Origin of the sequence: Halobellus sp. Atlit-38R, assembly GCF_003665925.1 — an archaeon.
In the GTDB taxonomy this organism is placed as follows: domain Archaea; phylum Halobacteriota; class Halobacteria; order Halobacteriales; family Haloferacaceae; genus Haloquadratum; species Haloquadratum inordinatus.
In genome coordinates, this window is sequence record NZ_QXIJ01000001.1 from 467,094 (window position 1) to 485,640 (window position 18,547).

Genomic DNA, 18,547 nt, shown 5'->3' on the forward strand with positions numbered 1-18,547 from the left:
GTGTGCACGGACGTGGTTATTCGCCGCTGCCCACGCTGTCCGCGTTGTCAGCGTTGTCCGCGCCGCCCCCACTCGTCTCTTCGATGCGCTCCGGGGCGACACGCTGGAGCGACTCGTCTTCGATGAACACGACGACGTCGTCGTTCCAGAGCCGGAATTTGTGCTCGAAGGCAGTGTAGCCGGGGAGTTCTGTGGCGACCTCGTCGCGGTCGTAGCCCTTCGCGATGACGACCGGCGGGGCGTCCGAGAGCGTCGTCGCGACGTCTGCGTCGGGCGGCGAACTCGTGACGTTCGCGCCGTACCGTTCCAGATACCACGGCAGCGGCAGGCGGTCGTGCCACGCGGGGCCGCCCGGCGGCGCCGTCGCGAGCGAGGACTCGTTACGGACGTAGAAGACCTCGCCGTCGTTACCCGGCGGTCGCGATCCGACGAACAGGACGTCAGTGCCGTCGTTTTCGGCCGACACGCCGTCGACGATCTCCAGTGTGGGCTTCAGCGAGTTCTCGGGCTGTGCCCACTGGAGGACTTTCTTGTCCTCCTCGGAGGCGGAGTTGAAGTACTCGGCGTTGGCCGCGGCGGCACCGCTGAAGGCCGCGAGCACGACGAGCGCCGCGAGGCCGACGCTCACAGCGTCGCGGGCGGCGAGCGCCTCGCGCGCGGAGTCGACGATGAATCCGAGTCCGACGGCCGCGGGGACGGCGAGCGGGACGAGGACGTGGATCGCCGCCCACGGGGCCTGGATGTCGGTCGCGATCGGGTAGCCGAACAGCGACGCGGCGGCCCAGTACGTCGCGAACGTGACGAACTCGCGGGGGCCGTCGCCGCGGAATCCGTACCGATCGACGACGATCCCGAGGAGGCCGAACGCGAGCAGCGCCGGCGCGCCGTAGACGAGCGTCTCGACCAGGTCGTAGAGGAACGGCAGGTACGCGTGATCCTGGTGGCTCCCCGAAGCCCACGTGTCGACGAACTTCTCGGCCGCGCCGACCGTGCCGGCGTCGGCGACGCTCGGAATCCGCGCCGGGTCCCCGAACGCCTGCCACAGATCCGGGCGCGGCGCGTAGAAGAACAGCACGACGCCGAGGAAGATGACGAGGGCGACGACCGCCGTACCGAGAACGCGGGCGAGCGACGCTCGCGAGTTCGGTCCGTGGGCGAGGAGCCGATCGACCGTCGCCGCTCGCCAGCGGGCGAAGACCGCTCGGGCGGATTCTTCTCGTACGCGCGCCGCGAGCAGTCGGTGATCCGCCAGCAGCGCCCCCGCTCCGAGGAAACAGAGGACGTAGAGGATAGCGTTCTCCTTCGTCGTGAACGCGAGGCCGAGCGACGCGGCCGCCGGGAACGCATAGCGGAGTCGACCGGTGTCGAACCCGCGGACGACGAACCCGAGCGCGAAGACGGCGAACGCCGCCACGAGGACGTCGTTGCGCATAAATCGCGAGTAGTAGACGGCGAGCGGATTCAGCGCGAGCAGCGCGGCGAACGCGACGAGTTCGACGTTCCGGAGCCGCTCGCGGAACAGCCACGCGGCCAGCGGGAGCAGACCGCCGACGACGGCGACGGGAAACCGCGCGAGGAAGTCCGAGACCGGCAGCAGGGCGAACAGCCAGTCGTTGACGACCGGGAGGAACGGGCCGTGAACGATGGGACGGTACGTGTGGACGCCCGTCTCGTGGTACCGGAGGATCCAGTAGCCGACGCGGCCCTCGTCCCAGTGGAAGATCCGGCCGCCGAGAGCGACCAGACGGAGGACGAGCGCGACGGCGGTGAATCCGACGACACCGAGGAGGGCGCGGCGGCGATCGAATTGATGGTCCGCGCGGGACTGCGAGGAGACGTCCGTGGGAGCCTCGCCCGTCGGCTCTCCACCGATCGTCGCGTCGGCGGTCCCGCCCGACACCTCGTCGGGACTCATTGTCACTTCGTGACCCCCACGCGGTTACAACTCTTGTGTTTGCCGCTTTCTGGAGGACCGCCGCGCGCGACCGTGCCGATACCTCTTTGACGCCACCGTGGGTCCGAAAGAGTATGACAACGCTGGGATTGGTGGTGACCGAGTTCAACTCCTCGGTCACCGAACAGATGGCGGCGGCCGCGCGCGAGGCGGCCGACGAACGGGACGCGACGATCGCGGAGACGCTCCAGATTCCCGGAGTGTACGACTCGCCGCTGGCAGCCGATCGGCTCGCGCGGCGTGACGACATCGACGCGGTGGCCGTCGTCGGCGCGATCGTCACGGGAGACACAGCACACGATCAGGTGATCGCCGACGCGGCAGCCCAGTCGCTGACTGACGTCAGTCTCGATCGGGACGTGCCGGTCACGTTCGGCGTCTCCGGTCCGGGCCAAAGCGGGGCCGAAGCACGGGAGCGCGTCGACAAAGGTGCGGAAGCGGTAAACGCCGCGGTCGATATGGTGGAGACGTTGGCATGAGTTTCGACTTCGCAGCCCGCGTCGAACGGGTCGAACCGAGCGCGACGCTGGCAATCAGCAACAAGGCGAGCGAACTGGAAGCAGACGGCGTCGACGTCGTCGACCTCTCGGTCGGCGAACCCGATTTCCCCACGCCGGAGAACATCGTCGAGGCCGGCAAGGACGCGATGGACGCCGGACACACCGGATACACGCCCTCGAACGGGATTCCGGACCTCCGTGCGGCGATCGCCGAGAAACTCCGGAACGACGGCATCGACGCCGTATCGGAGGAGGTAATCGTCACGCCCGGCGGCAAGCAAGCGCTCTATGAGACGTTCCAGACCCTCATCGACGACGGAGACGAGGTCGTCCTCCTCGACCCCGCGTGGGTCTCTTACGAGGCGATGGCGAAGCTCTCGGGCGGCTCGCTCAGCCGCGTCGACCTCGCGCCCTACGACTTCCAGCTCGAACCCGCGCTCGACGACCTCTCGGAAGCGGTTTCCGACGACACCGAACTGCTCGTCGTCAACTCCCCGTCGAACCCGACCGGCGCGGTCTACTCCGACGCGGCGCTCGAAGGCGTCCGCGACCTCGCAGTCGAGCACGACGTCACCGTCATCTCCGACGAAATTTACCAGGAGATCACCTACGGTGTCGAGCCCACGAGCCTCGGCTCGCTCGACGGAATGAGCGACCGAACGGTCACCATCAACGGCTTCTCGAAGGCGTACTCGATGACCGGCTGGCGGCTCGGCTACGTCCACGCGCCCGAATCGCTCATCTCGCAGGCGGCGAAACTGCACTCGCACTCGGTGTCGTGTGCGGTCAACTTCGTCCAGCACGCCGGACTGGAAGCCATCGAGAACACCGACGAGGCCGTCGTCGAGATGCGCGACGCCTTCCGAGAGCGCCGTGATATGCTCGCCGACCTCTTCGAGGAGCACGGCGTCGACGTCCCGATCGGCGACGGCGCGTTCTATATGATGCTGCCCGTCGACGACGACGACCAGGAGTGGTGCGCCGGCGCGATCGAGGACGCCCACGTGGCGACCGTCCCCGGCTCGGCGTTCGGCTCGCCCGGCTACGCCCGGATCTCCTACGCCGCAAGCGAGGAACGACTCCGCGAGGCCGTCGAGCGACTCGCCGAGCACGACTACATCTAAGCGGCGAACGCTGGCAATCTGCCCACCACGGCGCGCATTGTGAGCGGGTAGCCGCTTCGCTCCGCCCGCGAATTTTTATACGATACCGACGCCACTCGTAGACGTGCACGTCCGGGATCTCCCCGTCTCCGCGGCCGTCCGCGAGCACTACCGCGACTCGGGGATCGACGAACTGTACCCGCCGCAAGCCGCGGCTGTCGACGCCGGCATCACCGAGGGCGCGAACGTCGTCGCCGCGATTCCGACGGCGTCGGGAAAGACGCTGATCGCCGAGTTGGCGATGCTGACCGCCGACGGCCCGGCACTGTACGTCGTCCCGCTGCGCGCGCTCGCCCGCGAGAAGTACGAGTCGTTCGCGGAACTCCCCGGCGTCAGCGTCGGTATCTCTACTGGCGACTTCGACTCGCCGGCCGAGGAACTCGGCGACGAGGACGTCGTCGTCGCGACCGCCGAGAAGGTCGACTCCGCGATCCGCAACGGCGCGTCGTGGGTCGAAGACCTCGCCTGCGTCGTCGTCGACGAGGTCCACCTCCTGGGTCGTCCGCGCCGGGGCCCGACGCTCGAAGTGACGCTCGCGACGCTGCAGCGGCGCGCGCCTGGCGTCCAGATCGTCGCGCTCTCGGCGACCATCGACAACCCCGACGGCGTGGCGGAGTGGCTCGACGCCGAACTCGTCGAGTCGACGTGGCGGCCCGTCTCCCTCCGCACGGGCGTCTACGCCGACGGCTCGGTCGCCTTCGACGACGACAGCACGCTCGCGGTCGACGTCGACGCCGACGACGAACGCGACGATCACGACACCGAAGTGACGGCGGCACTCGTCGCCGACGCGATCGACGACGGCGGACAGTGTCTCGCGTTCGTTCGCTCACGCCGGGAAGCGGAGGCGCTGGCGACCCGACTCGCCCAGGCGGACCTCGTCGCGCCCGGATCAGCCCAGTCGACGTTGGACGGCGCTGCGTCGGAGGCCACATCGCCGACGGATCTCGCGGACGACATCCGCGACAGCGGCGCCACCGAGACGGGCCGGCGACTGGCTGCGGCGGTCGAATCCGGCGTCGGGTTCCACCACGCTGGCCTCGTGAGCGAGCACCGCGCGCTGGTCGAGTCCGCGTTCCGAGATCGGACGCTCGGCGTGATCTGCGCGACGCCGACGCTGGCGGCGGGCGTGAACGTCCCCGCGCGCCGCGTCGTCGTCCGCGACCTCGAACGGTACACTGGCGAGGAGATGAGTCCGCTGCCGGTCCTCGAAGTCCACCAGATGTGCGGCCGCGCCGGCCGCCCGCACCTGGATCCGTACGGCGAAGCGGTCCTCGTCGGCGACGAGCGCACGGTGGACCGGCTCTGGGACCGCTACGTCGACGCCGGTCCCGAAGCGGTCGAGTCCCAACTGACCGCGCGCGAGGCGCTCCGCACCCACGTTCTCTCGGTGGTCGCCTCGGGGTTCGCCGACTCGAAGCCCGGCGTGCTCGATCTGCTCGATGCGACGTTCTTCGCACACCAATCGCCCGACGTCGACCTCTCCGGCCTTCTCGACGACGTCGCCGACGAGTTGGCCGCGATGGACCTACTCGACGTCGGCGCCGCGGATGCCAGCCCATCCAGGGAGCGCGACGGCGACGCCCTCGCTGCGACCGACCTCGGTGCGACGGTGTCGCGCCAGTACGTCCGCCCCGAGACCGGCGCGCGACTCGTCGCGGCCGTGCGGACGATCGAGTCGATGGCCGCCGCCGACGTCACCGCCAGAACCGCGCTCGGGGCCGTCTGCGCGACGCCTGATATGCGCGGGACGTACCTCGGGAACCGCGAACGCGCCGACATCTACCGGTACGCGACGCGGCACGCCGCGGAGTTCACGACCGCACCCGACGAGGCCGACGACTTCGAGGCGTGGCTCTGTGCGGTCAAACTGGCGCGCATCCTCTTGGAGTGGAGCGAAGGCGCGACGATCGAGGCGCTCGTCGAGCGGTACCGGATCGGGCCGGGCGACGTCGAGTCCCACGTCGAACGCGCGACGTGGCTCCTCGGGGCCGCCGACGCCGTGGCTCGGACGCTCGAAGCGGACGTCGACGTCTTCGAGCGCGTGCGACGCGAGCTCGGAGAGTCCGGAGACAACGCCGAGAGCCCCGACCGAAGCCGACCGTAGAGAGCGCCAGTCCGGGTAGTCGGCGCCGGTTCCGGGCAGTCAACCCCACGCAGTCCGCTGGATTCGCTCTACCCGTACGCGATTCGGCGACGAAATTTATCAGTCCAGGGCGTGAATCGGTCCCCTATGGCTGGAATCACCTACGAGGATTTCATCGACCTGTCGTACGACCCCGCCGACGCGGATCTGGTCTGTACGTTCCGGATCGACCCCGCCGAGGGGATGGACGTCGAAGACGCCGCCTCCCGCGTCGCCTCGGAGTCCTCCAACGGCACGTGGGCCGCGCTCCCGACGGGCGAGGGCTTCACCGATATGGGCGCGACCGCGTTCGACATCTCGACGGGCGACGCTGAAGCCGACGCCGAGATCAAAGTGGCCTACCCCGAGGGGCTCTTCGAGCCCGGGAGTATGCCGCAGATCCTCTCGTGCATCGCGGGCAACATTATGGGAATGAAGGCGGTCGAGACGATCCGCCTCCTCGACTGTGAGTGGCCCGAAGGCCTCGCGACGTCGTTTGCGGGACCGCAGTTCGGCTCGTCGGTGCGCCAGGACATCTTCGGCGTCGACGACCGGCCGATCCTCGCGACGGTCCCCAAGCCGAAGGTCGGGCTCTCGACGGAGAAGCACGCCGAGGTCGGCTACGAGGCGTGGACGGGCGGCGTCGACCTTCTGAAAGACGACGAGAACCTCACGGATCAGGCGTTCAACCCCTTCCACGACCGCCTCGTCGAGAGTCTCGCCCAGCGGGACCGCGCCGAAGACGAGACTGGCGAAAAGAAATCGTATCTCATCAACGTCACCGCCGACACCAACGAGATGCTCGAACGCGTCGATCAGGTCGCCGCGGAGGGCTGTGAGTACGTGATGGTCGACGTGATCACCACCGGCTGGGCGGCCGTCCAGTCAGTGCGCGAGCGCTGTGAGGAGCTCGGGCTCGCGATCCACGCCCACCGGGCGATGCACGCCGCGTTCGACCGCCTGCCGAACCACGGCGTCTCGATGCGCGTCCTCGCGCAGATCGCCCGCCTCGTCGGCGTCGACCAGCTCCACACCGGCACCGCCGGCCTCGGGAAACTGGCGAACGAGGACACCGTCGGCATCAACGCGTGGCTTCGCGACGATCTCTACGGCCTCAACGACGTGTTACCGGTCGCCTCGGGCGGTCTCCACCCCGGACTGGTCCCGGATCTGCTGGACGCGACGGGGACGAACGTCTGCGTGCAGGCCGGCGGCGGGATCCACGGCCACCCCGACGGCACCCACGAGGGCGCGAAGGCGCTCCGCGCGGCCGTCGACGCCTACGCCGAGGACCGCTCGCTGGAGTCGAAAGCCGACGAGAGCCCCGCACTCCGGACAGCGATCGACAAGTGGGGCACCGAGACGCCGCGATAATCGCCCGCGTCCGAGCCGAGAAACGCGTTCAATCCGACCGCGCGCCGACCGATCCACGCTCGTCGACCGCGCTGCGACGACGGTACAGCGTCGCTGCGACCGCGAACAGACCGGCGCCGCTCGTGTTTACCACGAGGTCGATGATCGTATCGACCACGTAGAAGCCGAGCGTCCAGTGGTGCCAGAACGTCTTGAAGACGAACTCGTAGACCTCGAATCCGGCTCCGATCGCGAGGACGGCGGGGACGACCCAGAACGGCGAGCGGAGCGTCGGCCCGCGGAAGGTGACGCCGAGCAGCGCGGCGACGCCGAGTCCACCCATCGCGTGCGTGAGCAGGTCCCACCACGGCAGTACCGTGTAGACGTCGTAGTAGACGCCGCCGAAGTGGAGCCCCGAAACGAGGACCGACCAGATCGCGATCGCGGCCCACGCAGCGGTCAGGTGGTCGCCGCGGGGGAGTTCTCGCCGCAGGCGTCTGACCAGGACGGCCGGCCACGATCGGAGGGCGTGATTCGTGGGGTAGCCCGACGTCGCCATCGTCGCCCACGCCGCGACGAGCGCGAGGGCCACGGAACCGACTCCGACGACGAGCTTTGGAGAGAGATGCGGGGGAGTCGCCATCGACGCGAGATGGCCGGTGCGCCGGTAAAACTCTTCTGTGGCTGCTGAACGGTGCGGCGGCGTTACGGTTCTGCCCAGGGGTCGCTGGTGCTCTCACCGAACAGTTCGCGCATCAGCGTGACGATGCTCTCGGGTGGGTACTGTCCACGCTCGGTCACGATCGCGTCGACGTACCGCGGCGGCGTCACGTCGAAGGCCGGATTCAACACCGTCGGATCGCCGATCTCGGCGGCCGTCTCCTCGTCGACGACTTCCTCCTCGGCCCGCATCTCGATGTCGACGGTGTGGCCGGTGAGCGTGTCGGGGTGTAGTTTGATCGTCTGAGCCGCACAGACGATTGGTGTTCCCCGGTCGCGGGCGTTGACGGCGAGCCCGCTCGTTCCGATCTTGTTGATGACGGAGCCGTCGGCCGCGATGCTGTCTGCGCCGACGAGGACGTGATCGACGTCGTTGAGGTAGCGGCGTGCCGCGGAGTCGACGATGAGCGTCACGTCGACGCCCATCTCGGAGAGTGCCGCCGCCGTGATGTGGCCCTGGTTCCGCGGCCGCGTCTCCTTGACGTACGCCGACAGCGACTTGCCCTGTTCGACCGCGGTCTCGACGCAGGCGAGGACGTCCGTCGAGTGACAGTGCGTCATAATCGTGTCGCCGTCGCGGAGGCGGTTCGCCCCCATTCGACCGAGGTCGCTCTGGGCCGTATCCAGGCGGTCGCAGAACTCGGCGACGCTCGTGTGAACGCTCTCGCGGAGCTCCTCGACCGTTCGTCCGTCGACGTCGCGAAAGACGTACCGGAGGGCGTTCGGGAGGCTCACTGCCGTCGGCCGGGTGTTGTAGAGAATTCGAGCGGCCGCGCGGAGTTCGGCGCGGAACGCTGCCGGCGAGTCCGCGTCGCTCGCGTCTGCCTGCGCGCCGAGTGCGTCGGCGGCGGCGGCAGCGATCGTGGCCGCACCGCGAATCTCCATCGAGCCGATGTCCTCGGCCGTCCGATGGACCGCCTCCGCGACCTCGACATCTGGTGCGGGATCGCTCATACAGGCTCTTCGCAGGGGCGCGTGAAAAGCGCGCTCCCGACCCCAGCACGCTCACCGACGACGCGATGGCCGGTGTCGACGGCGTCGCCGATCGCGTGCGAGCGTGCTCTGACAACGGCGTACTCGCGCGGCGGCGGGCCTGGGTACGTGGGGTGGGAACGCCTGATCGCCGACTCACCGGCGGGGTGCCAGGGCCGGCAACGTCGGCGACGTGGGCCTCGCCGCAGCGTCGTTCGGGGCGAGCGGAAATGACGGGGGGAGACTACGGTGGTCGGGGGTCGGGGGTTGGGGATCGGGGGTTAGGGGTTAGGGGTCGGGGGAGCGCTACCGGGCGCGACTAGCCCTTACTGGTACTGCTCGATCAGCGAACGGAGGGTCGACTCGTCGCGGACGCCGACGACCTGCTCGACGGCCTCGCCGTCGCTGAACAGCATCAGCGTGGGGACGCCGCGGACCTGATACTGCTGTGCGAGCTGTTGGTTCTGGTCGATGTCGACCTTCGCGACCGCGGCGTCTGTGGACTGTGCCAGCGATTTGACCGTCGGTTCGAGCATCTTGCACGGTCCGCACCAGTCCGCGTAGAAGTCGACGAGGACGACGTCGTACTTCGAGACAGCGTCCTGAAGCTCCGAGGACCCGTGTACGTGGACCGGCTCGGACGGAGCCGTCGCGCTCTCGTCGTCTTCAGCCGGCTCGTCGTCGTTTACTTTCGATGCCAGTTCTTCGCGCTTCTGGGCGCGGATCTCGTCGAGTTCGTCGTCTGTTCCGTGAGACTCGCTCATCGACCTTCCGTAGGGAGGCCTAAAATAAAACAGTTTTGCAAGCGAAAGACAATACACACCGCGTCAGTCAGGACCCAACGGTCAGTCGGCGTACAACGAATACGTGATGACGGCGAAGCCGACGAACGTCAACGTCGCGTCGATGAGGATGCCGGTCGCGAGGTCGACGCCGAGGATGAAGTCGAAGGTCCCACCCAACAACGAGCCGAGGGTGATGACTCCGAATCCGAGCGAGAATGCGCGGAGCGGTCGCGCGCCCGTCTTCCGGTAGGCCTTCAGCGAAAAGTACGTGATGAGTCCGCCGAGGACGAGGATGCCCGTCTTCACGACGACGATTCCCGTTGCGATGCTTGTCGATGCAGTCGTGTGTGCCATTATGTTTCCTCCCGTACAGCAGTCCAGATATCCGCGAGTCGTTCTTCGGGGCCCTGCTCGGAGTAGGCGATCTGGACGTCGAGTTCTCGTGACTCCGTGAGAGCGATGCGGACCTCGTCGAACGCAACGGCGTACGTGGTCGTGTGGTGTCCGTCCGACCGTATCTCGGTGCCCTCTTCGAGGAGTTCCGCCTCCGTCAGTAAGTCGAGCTTTCGATACGTCGTCGACAGCGGAATGTCACAGTCCTCGGAGAGTTCACTCGCCGTCCGCGGTTCGTCCAGCGCCTTGATGATGGCTCTGGCGTCAACGTCGTCGAGCGCATCGAGTACTGACTGAAGGTCCGCTGGCTCCTCTGCGGACGGCTCGCGCGCCATTACCGAACCCTCGGCAAGCGACGTTATTAATGCCCTGGGATCCGCGACGCCGGAAACACGCACGACAGCGGGCGCGGCTTCGGCCGCAACCCCGAAAAAGCAGCGCCGCAACCGACGGTTTCGATCGTAGCTACAGGCCGAGGTAGCCGGCGTTGGGGAGCAGCCCGAGGAGATACAGGACGCCCACGGCCAGCATCACGACGGCGATCGAAATCGCCGGCGGGTCGACGTGCGTTTCGCCGTGGGAGTAGAACACCCGCTGGCTCACTTCCGCGACGACCCCGGTGATCCCACCGAGCGCGCCCGCAGCGAGCAGCGCCGCCGGTTCGCTCCCGAGTGCGGGCATCACGAGAATCGCCCCGACGGACCCAAGCAGCGTCATATGGTGCGTGACGGGAATCCGATCGACGCCGAGGTTGAGGAACAGCAGGCTGATCGCGGAGATCGCATAGCCCATAAACACGCTCCCGGTTTCGAGCCAGATGTACCCGCTGAGGACCCCGGCGACCACGCCGAGTGCAGCAACTCCGCTCCACTCGTACTGGTGTGGAAGCCACGGCTCCGTCGCCAAACGGCTCTCGATTGTCCCCCCGTCGGGCGCAGCACGTGGTTCTTCCCGTTCGAAGGGCGACATATCGAACAGACTCGTGCCGCCGACCTGGCCGAGGACCGAGTACCCGAAGGCGACGCGCGCGACGATGGCCGTCACGAAGACCGATACCGCAATTCCGTCCGTCGGGAGACCGAGACCACCCACGAGTCGCGTCACCAAGAGCCCGAGGACACCGAAGAGGCCCCCGACAGCCAAGATGTCCGATTTCGGGCCGAGCGCGAATCCGATGTTCTTTCCGAAGTGATAGGCCCAGCCGTCCGGTTCCATCTCGGGATACCGCTTTGCCGCATACGCCGCCGCAGCGACGCCACCCGCGAAGCTGATGTGCGGACCAGTCACCACCCCGAACCCGATGACGCCGGTCACGCCCGTCGCTAGCTCACCCTGGGGGACGAGGTCCAGCCCGGAGACTTCGCGCTGCAGGATGGCGAGTCCCTCCCCGAGGAAGACGACGAAGCCAGTGAAGATGAACGCCGGCAAGGCACCGATCGCCGCACCGAACGCGCCCCCCGCGAAGGCCGCGATCAGTAACACCACGAGCCGGTCGAACTCCAGCCCCAAGACCGGTATCTGAAGGAGGAAATCCGTCATCGCCCCTCACTCGTTCCGGGCCCAGTCCAGCGAGCGCTGCACGGCCTCGCCCCAGCGCTCGTACCGCTGGTCGATCGTCTCGGGGTCCTCTTGCGGTGTGAACTCGCGGTCGATCTGCCAGTTCGCTCTGAGTTCTTCTTTCGTGTCCCAGTAGCCGACCGCAAGCCCGGCAGCGTACGCCGAACCCAGCGCAGTCGTCTCGTCGACTTCGGGGCGAACGATTTCGGTCTGGAGAACGTCCGACTGCAGCTGACAGAGGAACGTGTTCTTCACCGCGCCGCCGTCGACCCGGAGCGATTTGGTCTCGATGCCCGAGTCGGCCTCCATCGCGTCGGCGACGTCACGGGTCTGGTACGTGATCGATTCCAGCGTCGCACGGACGAGGTGCTCCCGACGCGTCCCCCGCGTCATTCCGACGATGGTCCCGCGGGCTCGGCCGTCCCAGTGTGGAGCCCCGAGACCTGTGAACGCCGGCACGAGGTACACGCCGTCCGTCGAATCGACCGATCGAGCGAGTTCTGCGGTCTGTGCCGCGTTGTTGATCAGGTCGACGTCTTCGAGCCACTCGATCGCGGCCCCCGTGATGAAGATCGAGCCCTCGAGAGCGTACTGGACGGGTTCGCCGGAGAGCTGGAACCCGACCGTCGTCAGGAGGCCGTGATCGGACTTGACAGCCTCCGTCCCAGTGTTCATCAGGTAGAACGAGCCGGTGCCGTAGGTGTTCTTCGCGTCCCCTTCGTCGAAACAGGTCTGCCCGAACAGCGCGGCCTGTTGGTCACCCAGTGCGGCAGCCACGGGAACGGATGCACCCAAGAACCCGTCCGGATCCGTGTGTCCATACAGGCGTTCGTCAGACGACGGACGGACTTCCGGGAGCATCGCGGCAGGGACGTCGAACTCCGCGAGGAGGTCGTCGTCCCACTCCATATCCCAGATGTTGTACAGCATCGTTCGCGAGGCGTTCGTGACGTCCGTGATGTGGTTGCCGGTGAGGTTGTAGATGAGCCAGGTGTCGATCGTCCCCATCATCAGCTCGCCTGCCTCGGCGCGCTCGCGGAGGTCGTCGCTGCGCGAGTGCTGCATCTTCAGCGGGTCGGCGTTGTCGAGGATCCACTCGGTCTTCGTCGCCGAAAAGTACGCGTCGGCTTCGAGGCCCGTCTTCTCTCTGATCCACTCGATTTTTTCGGCCGCCTCCAACTCCTCGATCCGCTCGGTCGTCCGGCGGTCCTGCCAAACTAGCGCGTTACAGACCGGTCGGCCGGTGTTGGCGTCCCAGACGACCGTAGTCTCCCGTTGGTTCGTGATGCCGAGTGCCTCGAGTTGCGTCGCCTCGATGTCCGCCTCCTCGACCGCGCGGACGGCGACGTCCTGCGTGTTCTCCCAGATTTCCATCGGGTCGTGTTCGACCCATCCGGGGTTCGGGTAGTGTTGTTCGTGTTTCTCGTAGGCGTTGGCGACCACGTTCCCGTCGTGGTCGAAGATAATAAATCGCGTTCCGGTCGTTCCCTGATCGATCGAACCGATATACGTGTCTGTCATTGTGTGCGCTCGGGACGGAACGCGTTCTGCGTCTGCCCCCGGTCTGAGAAAGAAGAACACGGCGCCGAGTAATAAATTTTACTTACAAACTATGTTATTACTGTTTAATCTGAATGTTTGTATGGACCAAGGCTATTAAATATAATATAATTAACTGTGTTGTATATTCGAGGTCGGGATTGGAGGCCCCTGCTATTCGAGGTGGGCGTCGACCGGCGTCGTCTCCCCGCTGTCGGTGAGCGTTGTCTGTCCGTGTGTGTGATGATAAAACCGAACACGGGCTTCGCCATCGACGAGAACCGGATCGAAACAGACCCGTCGGTACCGTTCGTTGTCGAGGAGGTTCACCAGCAGGCCGGCGTCGTGTTCCGACACCGAATCGTACTCGGCGTCACACACCGGACAGCGCGCGGGGGCGTCGTCTGGAACGTGCACGGTCCCGGCAGTCAGGCGCGCTCCTCGCGGAGTTCGCTGGCGACGCGGGAGACTGTCTCGTATTCGTCCTCGCCGTACGTGATGAAGCGCACGTCGGTGAGCGACCGGGAGTCGAACGCCCGGATCGTCTCGGCGATGATTCGCGCCCCATCTTCCAGTGCGAAGCCGGCGACGCCACAGCCGAGCGCCGGGATCACGAGCGACTCACAGCCGAGTTCGTCGGCGCGTTCCAGCGCGTGACGCGTCGCCTCGCGGATGCTCTCGGCCGTCGCCTGTCCGTCGCCGTAGTGCGGCATCGCGGCGGCGTGGATCACGTAGTCGGCGTCGAGGTCGTACGCGTCGGTGACGGCGACGTCGCCGAGGTCGATGGGACCCTTCGCAACTGCCGCGTGGTTGAGCGCCTCACCACCGCCCCGACGGAGCGCGCCAGCGACGCCGGATCCCATCTGGAGGCTCGTTCCCGCCGCGTTGACGAGGGCGTCCGCGGACTCCGCCGCGATATCGCCTTGAACGACTGTGAACTCCATACGCTCTCTTACGCCGGCGTCGTGAAAAGCGTCGGTGTCAGCAGCGGACGCGCGAGACACCGGGGTTCCGTCCCGGGAACGGATGACGAGTCGTAGGATCCAAACACGTTCACAAACCGAACAGTTCTTGTCGCGTTCGCTCCGTGTCGCGGGTATGAACGATCGATCGCCGGACCTGGCGTTGCTGGAGGCCGTCGCCGCGCGGGCGGTCCGCGCCAGCGGCGACTATCTGGCGGACGCCTTCCGCGACCTCTCGATCGAGGCCGAGTACGGCACCGACGACGTGAAGTCGGCCGCAGACCGGGAAGCCGAGGCCCGCGCCCTCGACGTGATCCACGACGCGTACCCCGACCACGCCGTCCACGGCGAGGAGTCCGGCCGCGCGGGCGAGCACCGCTACGAGTGGGTCGTCGACCCGCTCGACGGGACGAACAACTTCGCGGCCGGGATCCCCTCGTTCGCCACGGCCGCCTGCGTGCTGTGCGACGGCCAGCCGCTCGTCTCGGCGATCTACGAACCCCTCCCGGACTCGCTGTATCTCGCCCGACGCGACGGCGGGGCGACTGCCGACGGCGAGTCCCTCAGCACCGAGAGCGATCTCTCACTCTCGCAGTCGACCGTCTCATTCGTCGTCGGGCTGCCGGCCGTCCGCGACGACGAGCGCCGTGCGGCTGCCGAGCGCGTCGAAGCGGCGGTCGACGCGCGCTGCAAGCGCGTCATCAACACGTGGTCGCCCTGCGTCGACTGGGGTCTCCTCGCCCGCGGCGGGATCGAGGGCCTCGTCGCCTTCCTGCCGGACGTCTACGAGCAGTACGCGGGCGAACTCCTCGCGGCGGAGAGCGGCGTCGAGAGCCGGGTGCTCGACGTCGACGTCGCCGCACTGGACGGCGCCGACGAGTCAACGGACGCTGCAACGGAACACGGCACCACGGAGACCGGCGTCGGCGGGCTCTACGTCGCCGCGACCGACCGGGCGAAACTGGATCAGCTCGTCGACGCAGCGTCCGGAGCGATCGAGTGAAGCGACGGGAGAGTACGAAAGAGACTCACACACAGGGAAGCCGCAAGTGTCCGGGACCCCTACGCTCGGTATGGACCTCCTCCAGATGCGGTGGCGCGACGCGCTGTTCGCACACTGGCCGGTCGATCCCGCCGTCGTGTCGGCTCGGCTACCAGAGGGTCTCCAGGTGGCGACGTACGACGGCGACGCGTGGCTGGGCGTCGTCGGCTTCGTGATGGAAGACATTCGGCCGCGAGGGGCCCCGCTCGGCCTCTCGTTCCCGGAGTTGAACCTCCGAACGTACGTCACGCGCCCCGGACGCGACGACCACAGCGTCTACTTCTTCAGCCTCGACGCTGACGACCGCCTCGGCGTGCTCGTTGCACGAGGGCTCTTTCGGCTCCCGTATTTCAGTGCCGAGATGCGTGTTTCGCGGGAAGACGACGCCGTGACCCTCCGTAGTCGCCGCACGCAGTCCGGCGCTCGGCCGGCGCACTTCGAGGCTACGTATCGCCCGACCGGTGGGCAGTTTACGCCAGAGGCGGGGACGCTGGAACACTTCCTGACGGAGAACTACCGCTTCTATACGGACGGCGCGCGCCTCTACTACGGCGACATCGCCCACCCGCCGTGGCCGCTCGTCGAGGGGAGCGTCGAGATCGAGACGAACACGCTGTTCGAGGCCGACGGATTCGAGCGACCCGCCGGCGACCCGCTCGTCCACTACTCGCCGGGCACGGAAGTGACGGCCGAGCGAATCCGGACGGTCTGAGTCTTTCGGTGTCTGGATCTTACGGTGTCTGAGTTTCCCCACTTGCGGGTGTTGCACGCGGCGTCGACACACGACACGCGACGCCGACCAGGCGTGGACATCGACGCCGACACGAACCGCCGGGTTTCAAGCGCCGTCGATCCTTTTGCGCCAGTATGGTAATTGACACGGTTATGACGACCCTGCACGTCCTCGTGGGGGCGTTGTGGGTCGGCAGCGTCGTCTTCGTCGCCGGAGCGATTCTTCCGGCCGCAGTCGAAGGTGCGCTGGACGCGGCGCCCTTAGAGAAGATCGCCGATCGCCTCGTCTATCTGTCGCGTGGGGCCTCGGTCGTGATGTTCCTGACCGGCGGTCACCTCGCCGGGACGGGCTACACGATCGAATCGCTCACCGGCACCGGACGCGGCCACCTCGTGCTCGCGATGCTCGCGCTGTGGCTTGTGTTCACCGCGCTCGTCGAGATCGGCCGGAGCCGACTCGTCGACGGCCTACAGGAGAAGCGCGTCCGCACGCCCGCCAAGTCGGTGACGACGATCTTCCGGGCCGCCGCGGTGGTCGGTGTCCTCCTGCTCGTCGACGCCGGCCTGCTTTCGGCCGGCCTCGTCCCGTACTGAACACAACAATGAACCGTCTGCATCCCCGCGTCCGACTTCTCTGGGTCGCGCGGGCCGTCCTGACCGCAGCCATCCTGGGTGGCGTCGCCCTCGCCGTCCAGCGGATCCTCGCACCGCCGTGGCTCCCCGCGTGGACTCCGATGGCCGTCTTCGTCGGCTTCGGTGCGCTCGGCGTCGTCGTCGCGCTCGCCCGCTACCGCGTCTGGCGCTACGAGGTCCGAGAGGACTCGCTGTACCTCGAACGCGGGGTGCTCACGCGAGTTCGGACGGTCGTGCCGTTCGTCCGCGTCCAGCACGTCGACACCGCCCGGTCGCCGATCGAGCGCGTGGTCGGTCTCGCGAGCACCGTGGTATACACCGCCGGCTCCCGCGGGGCCGACGTGTCGATTCCGGGACTCGCACCGGACGATGCAGACGACCTTCGCGAGCGGCTGAAACGGTTGGCGATCCGCTCGGAGGGCGAGGACGCGGTCTGAGATGCCGCAGTCGCTCTCACCGCTGTCGGTTCCCTATCGCGTGCTGCAGCGGGGAAGCGGCATCGCCATCGCGCTCGCGTTCGGCCTCGGCGGCGGCTTCGAGATCCCGGGCCTCGGCCCGGCCGGTCCGATCGTTCTCCTCATCGTCGCCGGCCTCGCCGCCCTCGGACTCGTCGCCTACGAGACGGCCTACGTCCGGCGGTTCAGCTACGAACTCACCGCCGACACGCTCGATATCGACTCCGGCGTGTTCTCCCGGCGCAGCCGCGAGATCCCGCTTCGCCGGATTCAGAACGTCGACATCTCGCGGAACGTCATACAGCGCGTCCTCGGAATCGCCGTCGTCTCCTTCGAGACGGCCGGAGGGGGCGACACCGAAGCCCGACTGCGGTTCGTGTCTTTCGAGGAGGCAAAGCGCCTCCAGCGGGAGCTCCCGCGGCTGAAACGGACGGCAGAGCGGACTGACGAAGAGGGCGAGGCGACCGAATCGGCCGAGCGTGGCGCCGTCGAACCGGAACTCGAGGAGCTGTTCGCGCTCGACCGGAGCGAACTCGCCATCCTCGGCGCGCTCTCGGTCGATCCCCGCGTTCCGGGTGTCCTCTTCGTGCTCGTCTCGACCGTCGGGTCCACGATCGTCCCGGCGTATCTCACGACGGTCCGCGGGACGACGCTCGTCGGCGTCGCCGCGGCCGTGCTCGTCGGCGTCGCGGTCGTCTCCTGGATCGTCGGGGCCGTCGCGGCCATCGTGGAGTACTACGACTTCCGACTGGTTCGATCGGGCGACGAGTTACAGTACGAGCGGGGTCTCCTCCAGCGCTACGACGGGTCGATCCCGTTCGACAAGATCCAGACGCTGACGATGGCCGACAATCCCCTCAAGCGGCACTTCGGCTACGCGACGCTGTACATCGAGACGGCCGGATACGCCCCCGGCGGAAGCTCTGGCGGCGGGTCGCGCGGCTCGGAAGCGGCGATCCCGCTCGCCAAGCGCGAGCACGTCCTGACTCTCGTCGAAGAACTCGAACCCCTCGGCGACGTCGACTTCCGACGGCCGCCAACGCGGGCGCGGCGTCGCTATCTGGTCCGATATCTGCTTGTCGTCGGCGTCTTCGCGGCCGTGCTGTACGCCGCCCGCTCGCTGCTCCCGGTCTCGTTCCCGCTGTGGCCGCTGTTGCTGTTGGTTCCGGTCGCGGCCGGGTTCGCGCACGCGACCTGGAAGCACCGGGGCCACTGGCTCGGCGACCAGCACGTCGTCACCCGGAACGGCGTGCTCCAGCGGGAGACCAAGATCGTCCCCTACTACCGGATCCAGACCGTGATCGACTCCCGGACGGTCTTCCAGCGGCGACTCGGTCTCGCGACGGTCACCGTCGACACCGCGGGGTCGCTCTCGCTCGGGGGGCAAGACGCCGCCGCGGTCGACGTTTCGGGCGAGCGGGCCGACGAACTGCGCGCGGAACTCGAAGCCCGCCTGGGTCGCGCCGTCGACGCCTACCGGGCGGGACGGGCGGGCATCGGCGTCGACGAAGCCGCAGACGCGACGTCGAACGACTCGGTCCCAGGCTCGTCCGCGGAGGGCGGACCGGACGATTCAGGCGCTCCGGACGAGTCCGGTTCCACAGACGCGTAACGGCGGAACCGGCGGCAAGCGGAGACAGCGACGCTCGAACGGATTCCACC

At 67.5% G+C, this 18,547-nt stretch carries 19 protein-coding genes; 9 read left to right on the plus strand and 10 right to left on the minus strand.

Features of this window, described 5'->3' with window-relative positions; genetic code table 11:
• Positions 1-16: 16 nt before the first annotated feature.
• The gene (locus D3D02_RS02410) at positions 17-1,915 is read right to left on the minus strand and encodes a flippase activity-associated protein Agl23 (RefSeq protein WP_121568385.1); all 1,899 of its coding nucleotides are present in this window, start codon (positions 1,913-1,915) and stop codon (positions 17-19) included.
• A gap of 113 nt (positions 1,916-2,028) precedes the next feature.
• On the opposite strand from D3D02_RS02410, the gene ribH reads away from it, so the two are divergent.
• The 4 genes from ribH (at position 2,029) to rbcL (ending at position 7,116) form a co-directional block, all read left to right on the plus strand.
• Complete coding sequence (gene ribH, locus D3D02_RS02415; RefSeq protein WP_121568386.1) at positions 2,029-2,433, plus strand: 6,7-dimethyl-8-ribityllumazine synthase; 405 nt, start codon at positions 2,029-2,031, stop codon at positions 2,431-2,433.
• Positions 2,430-3,578 carry a pyridoxal phosphate-dependent aminotransferase gene (locus D3D02_RS02420; protein WP_121568387.1) on the plus strand — a complete coding sequence of 383 codons (1,149 nt, stop codon included), beginning with the start codon at positions 2,430-2,432 and terminating at the stop codon, positions 3,576-3,578. The genes ribH and D3D02_RS02420 overlap by 4 nt, the downstream gene beginning before the upstream one ends.
• Before the next feature lie 103 nt (positions 3,579-3,681).
• On the plus strand, positions 3,682-5,724 hold the full coding sequence (locus tag D3D02_RS02425) for a DEAD/DEAH box helicase (RefSeq protein WP_121568388.1): 2,043 nt from the start codon (positions 3,682-3,684) through the stop codon (positions 5,722-5,724).
• 126 nt (positions 5,725-5,850) lie between these two features.
• Entirely contained in the window at positions 5,851-7,116 is a 1,266-nt protein-coding gene (gene rbcL, locus D3D02_RS02430; protein ID WP_121568389.1) for a type III ribulose-bisphosphate carboxylase, read from the plus strand.
• A gap of 28 nt (positions 7,117-7,144) precedes the next feature.
• Here rbcL and D3D02_RS02435 read toward each other — a convergent pair whose 3' ends face one another.
• The 9 genes from D3D02_RS02435 to D3D02_RS02475 form a co-directional block, all read right to left on the minus strand.
• Positions 7,145-7,738: a hypothetical protein gene (locus D3D02_RS02435; RefSeq protein WP_121568390.1), complete on the minus strand. Its 594-nt coding sequence runs from the start codon at positions 7,736-7,738 to the stop codon at positions 7,145-7,147.
• Between the two features lie 62 nt (positions 7,739-7,800).
• Positions 7,801-8,769: a ribose 1,5-bisphosphate isomerase gene (locus tag D3D02_RS02440; RefSeq protein ID WP_121568391.1), complete on the minus strand. Its 969-nt coding sequence runs from the start codon at positions 8,767-8,769 to the stop codon at positions 7,801-7,803.
• A gap of 344 nt (positions 8,770-9,113) precedes the next feature.
• Positions 9,114-9,551, minus strand: coding sequence for a thioredoxin (trxA, locus tag D3D02_RS02445; protein ID WP_121568392.1), 438 nt, complete (start codon positions 9,549-9,551; stop codon positions 9,114-9,116).
• A gap of 81 nt (positions 9,552-9,632) precedes the next feature.
• Positions 9,633-9,926: a hypothetical protein gene (locus D3D02_RS02450; RefSeq protein WP_121568393.1), complete on the minus strand. Its 294-nt coding sequence runs from the start codon at positions 9,924-9,926 to the stop codon at positions 9,633-9,635.
• On the minus strand, positions 9,926-10,300 hold the full coding sequence (locus tag D3D02_RS02455) for a helix-turn-helix domain-containing protein (RefSeq protein ID WP_121568394.1): 375 nt from the start codon (positions 10,298-10,300) through the stop codon (positions 9,926-9,928). Before D3D02_RS02455 ends, D3D02_RS02450 begins: the two co-directional genes overlap by 1 nt.
• A 130-nt stretch (positions 10,301-10,430) precedes the next feature.
• The gene (locus D3D02_RS02460; RefSeq protein WP_121568395.1) at positions 10,431-11,504 is read right to left on the minus strand and encodes a hypothetical protein; all 1,074 of its coding nucleotides are present in this window, start codon (positions 11,502-11,504) and stop codon (positions 10,431-10,433) included.
• A 6-nt stretch (positions 11,505-11,510) separates the two neighbouring features.
• Positions 11,511-13,043: a glycerol kinase GlpK gene (glpK, locus tag D3D02_RS02465; protein WP_121568396.1), complete on the minus strand. Its 1,533-nt coding sequence runs from the start codon at positions 13,041-13,043 to the stop codon at positions 11,511-11,513.
• A gap of 192 nt (positions 13,044-13,235) precedes the next feature.
• The gene (locus D3D02_RS02470; protein WP_121568397.1) at positions 13,236-13,478 is read right to left on the minus strand and encodes a hypothetical protein; all 243 of its coding nucleotides are present in this window, start codon (positions 13,476-13,478) and stop codon (positions 13,236-13,238) included.
• Between the two features lie 11 nt (positions 13,479-13,489).
• Complete coding sequence (locus tag D3D02_RS02475) at positions 13,490-14,005, minus strand: macro domain-containing protein (RefSeq protein ID WP_121568398.1); 516 nt, start codon at positions 14,003-14,005, stop codon at positions 13,490-13,492.
• Positions 14,006-14,159: 154 nt separating this feature from the next.
• Between D3D02_RS02475 and D3D02_RS02480 the strand changes: the two genes are divergently transcribed.
• The 5 genes from D3D02_RS02480 to D3D02_RS02500 all read left to right on the plus strand — a co-directional run bounded on the left by D3D02_RS02480 (position 14,160) and on the right by D3D02_RS02500 (position 18,497).
• The gene (locus D3D02_RS02480) at positions 14,160-15,026 is read left to right on the plus strand and encodes an inositol monophosphatase family protein (protein WP_121568399.1); all 867 of its coding nucleotides are present in this window, start codon (positions 14,160-14,162) and stop codon (positions 15,024-15,026) included.
• Between the two features lie 70 nt (positions 15,027-15,096).
• Complete coding sequence (locus D3D02_RS02485; protein ID WP_121568400.1) at positions 15,097-15,777, plus strand: YqjF family protein; 681 nt, start codon at positions 15,097-15,099, stop codon at positions 15,775-15,777.
• 155 nt (positions 15,778-15,932) lie between these two features.
• Positions 15,933-16,391 (plus strand): CopD family protein, encoded by a 459-nt coding sequence (locus D3D02_RS02490; RefSeq protein WP_121568401.1) that lies wholly within the window; start codon positions 15,933-15,935, stop codon positions 16,389-16,391.
• Positions 16,392-16,399: 8 nt separating this feature from the next.
• The gene (locus tag D3D02_RS02495) at positions 16,400-16,867 is read left to right on the plus strand and encodes a PH domain-containing protein (RefSeq protein WP_121568402.1); all 468 of its coding nucleotides are present in this window, start codon (positions 16,400-16,402) and stop codon (positions 16,865-16,867) included.
• A 1-nt stretch (position 16,868) separates the two neighbouring features.
• Positions 16,869-18,497, plus strand: coding sequence for a PH domain-containing protein (locus D3D02_RS02500; RefSeq protein ID WP_121568403.1), 1,629 nt, complete (start codon positions 16,869-16,871; stop codon positions 18,495-18,497).
• Positions 18,498-18,547: the final 50 nt, after the last annotated feature.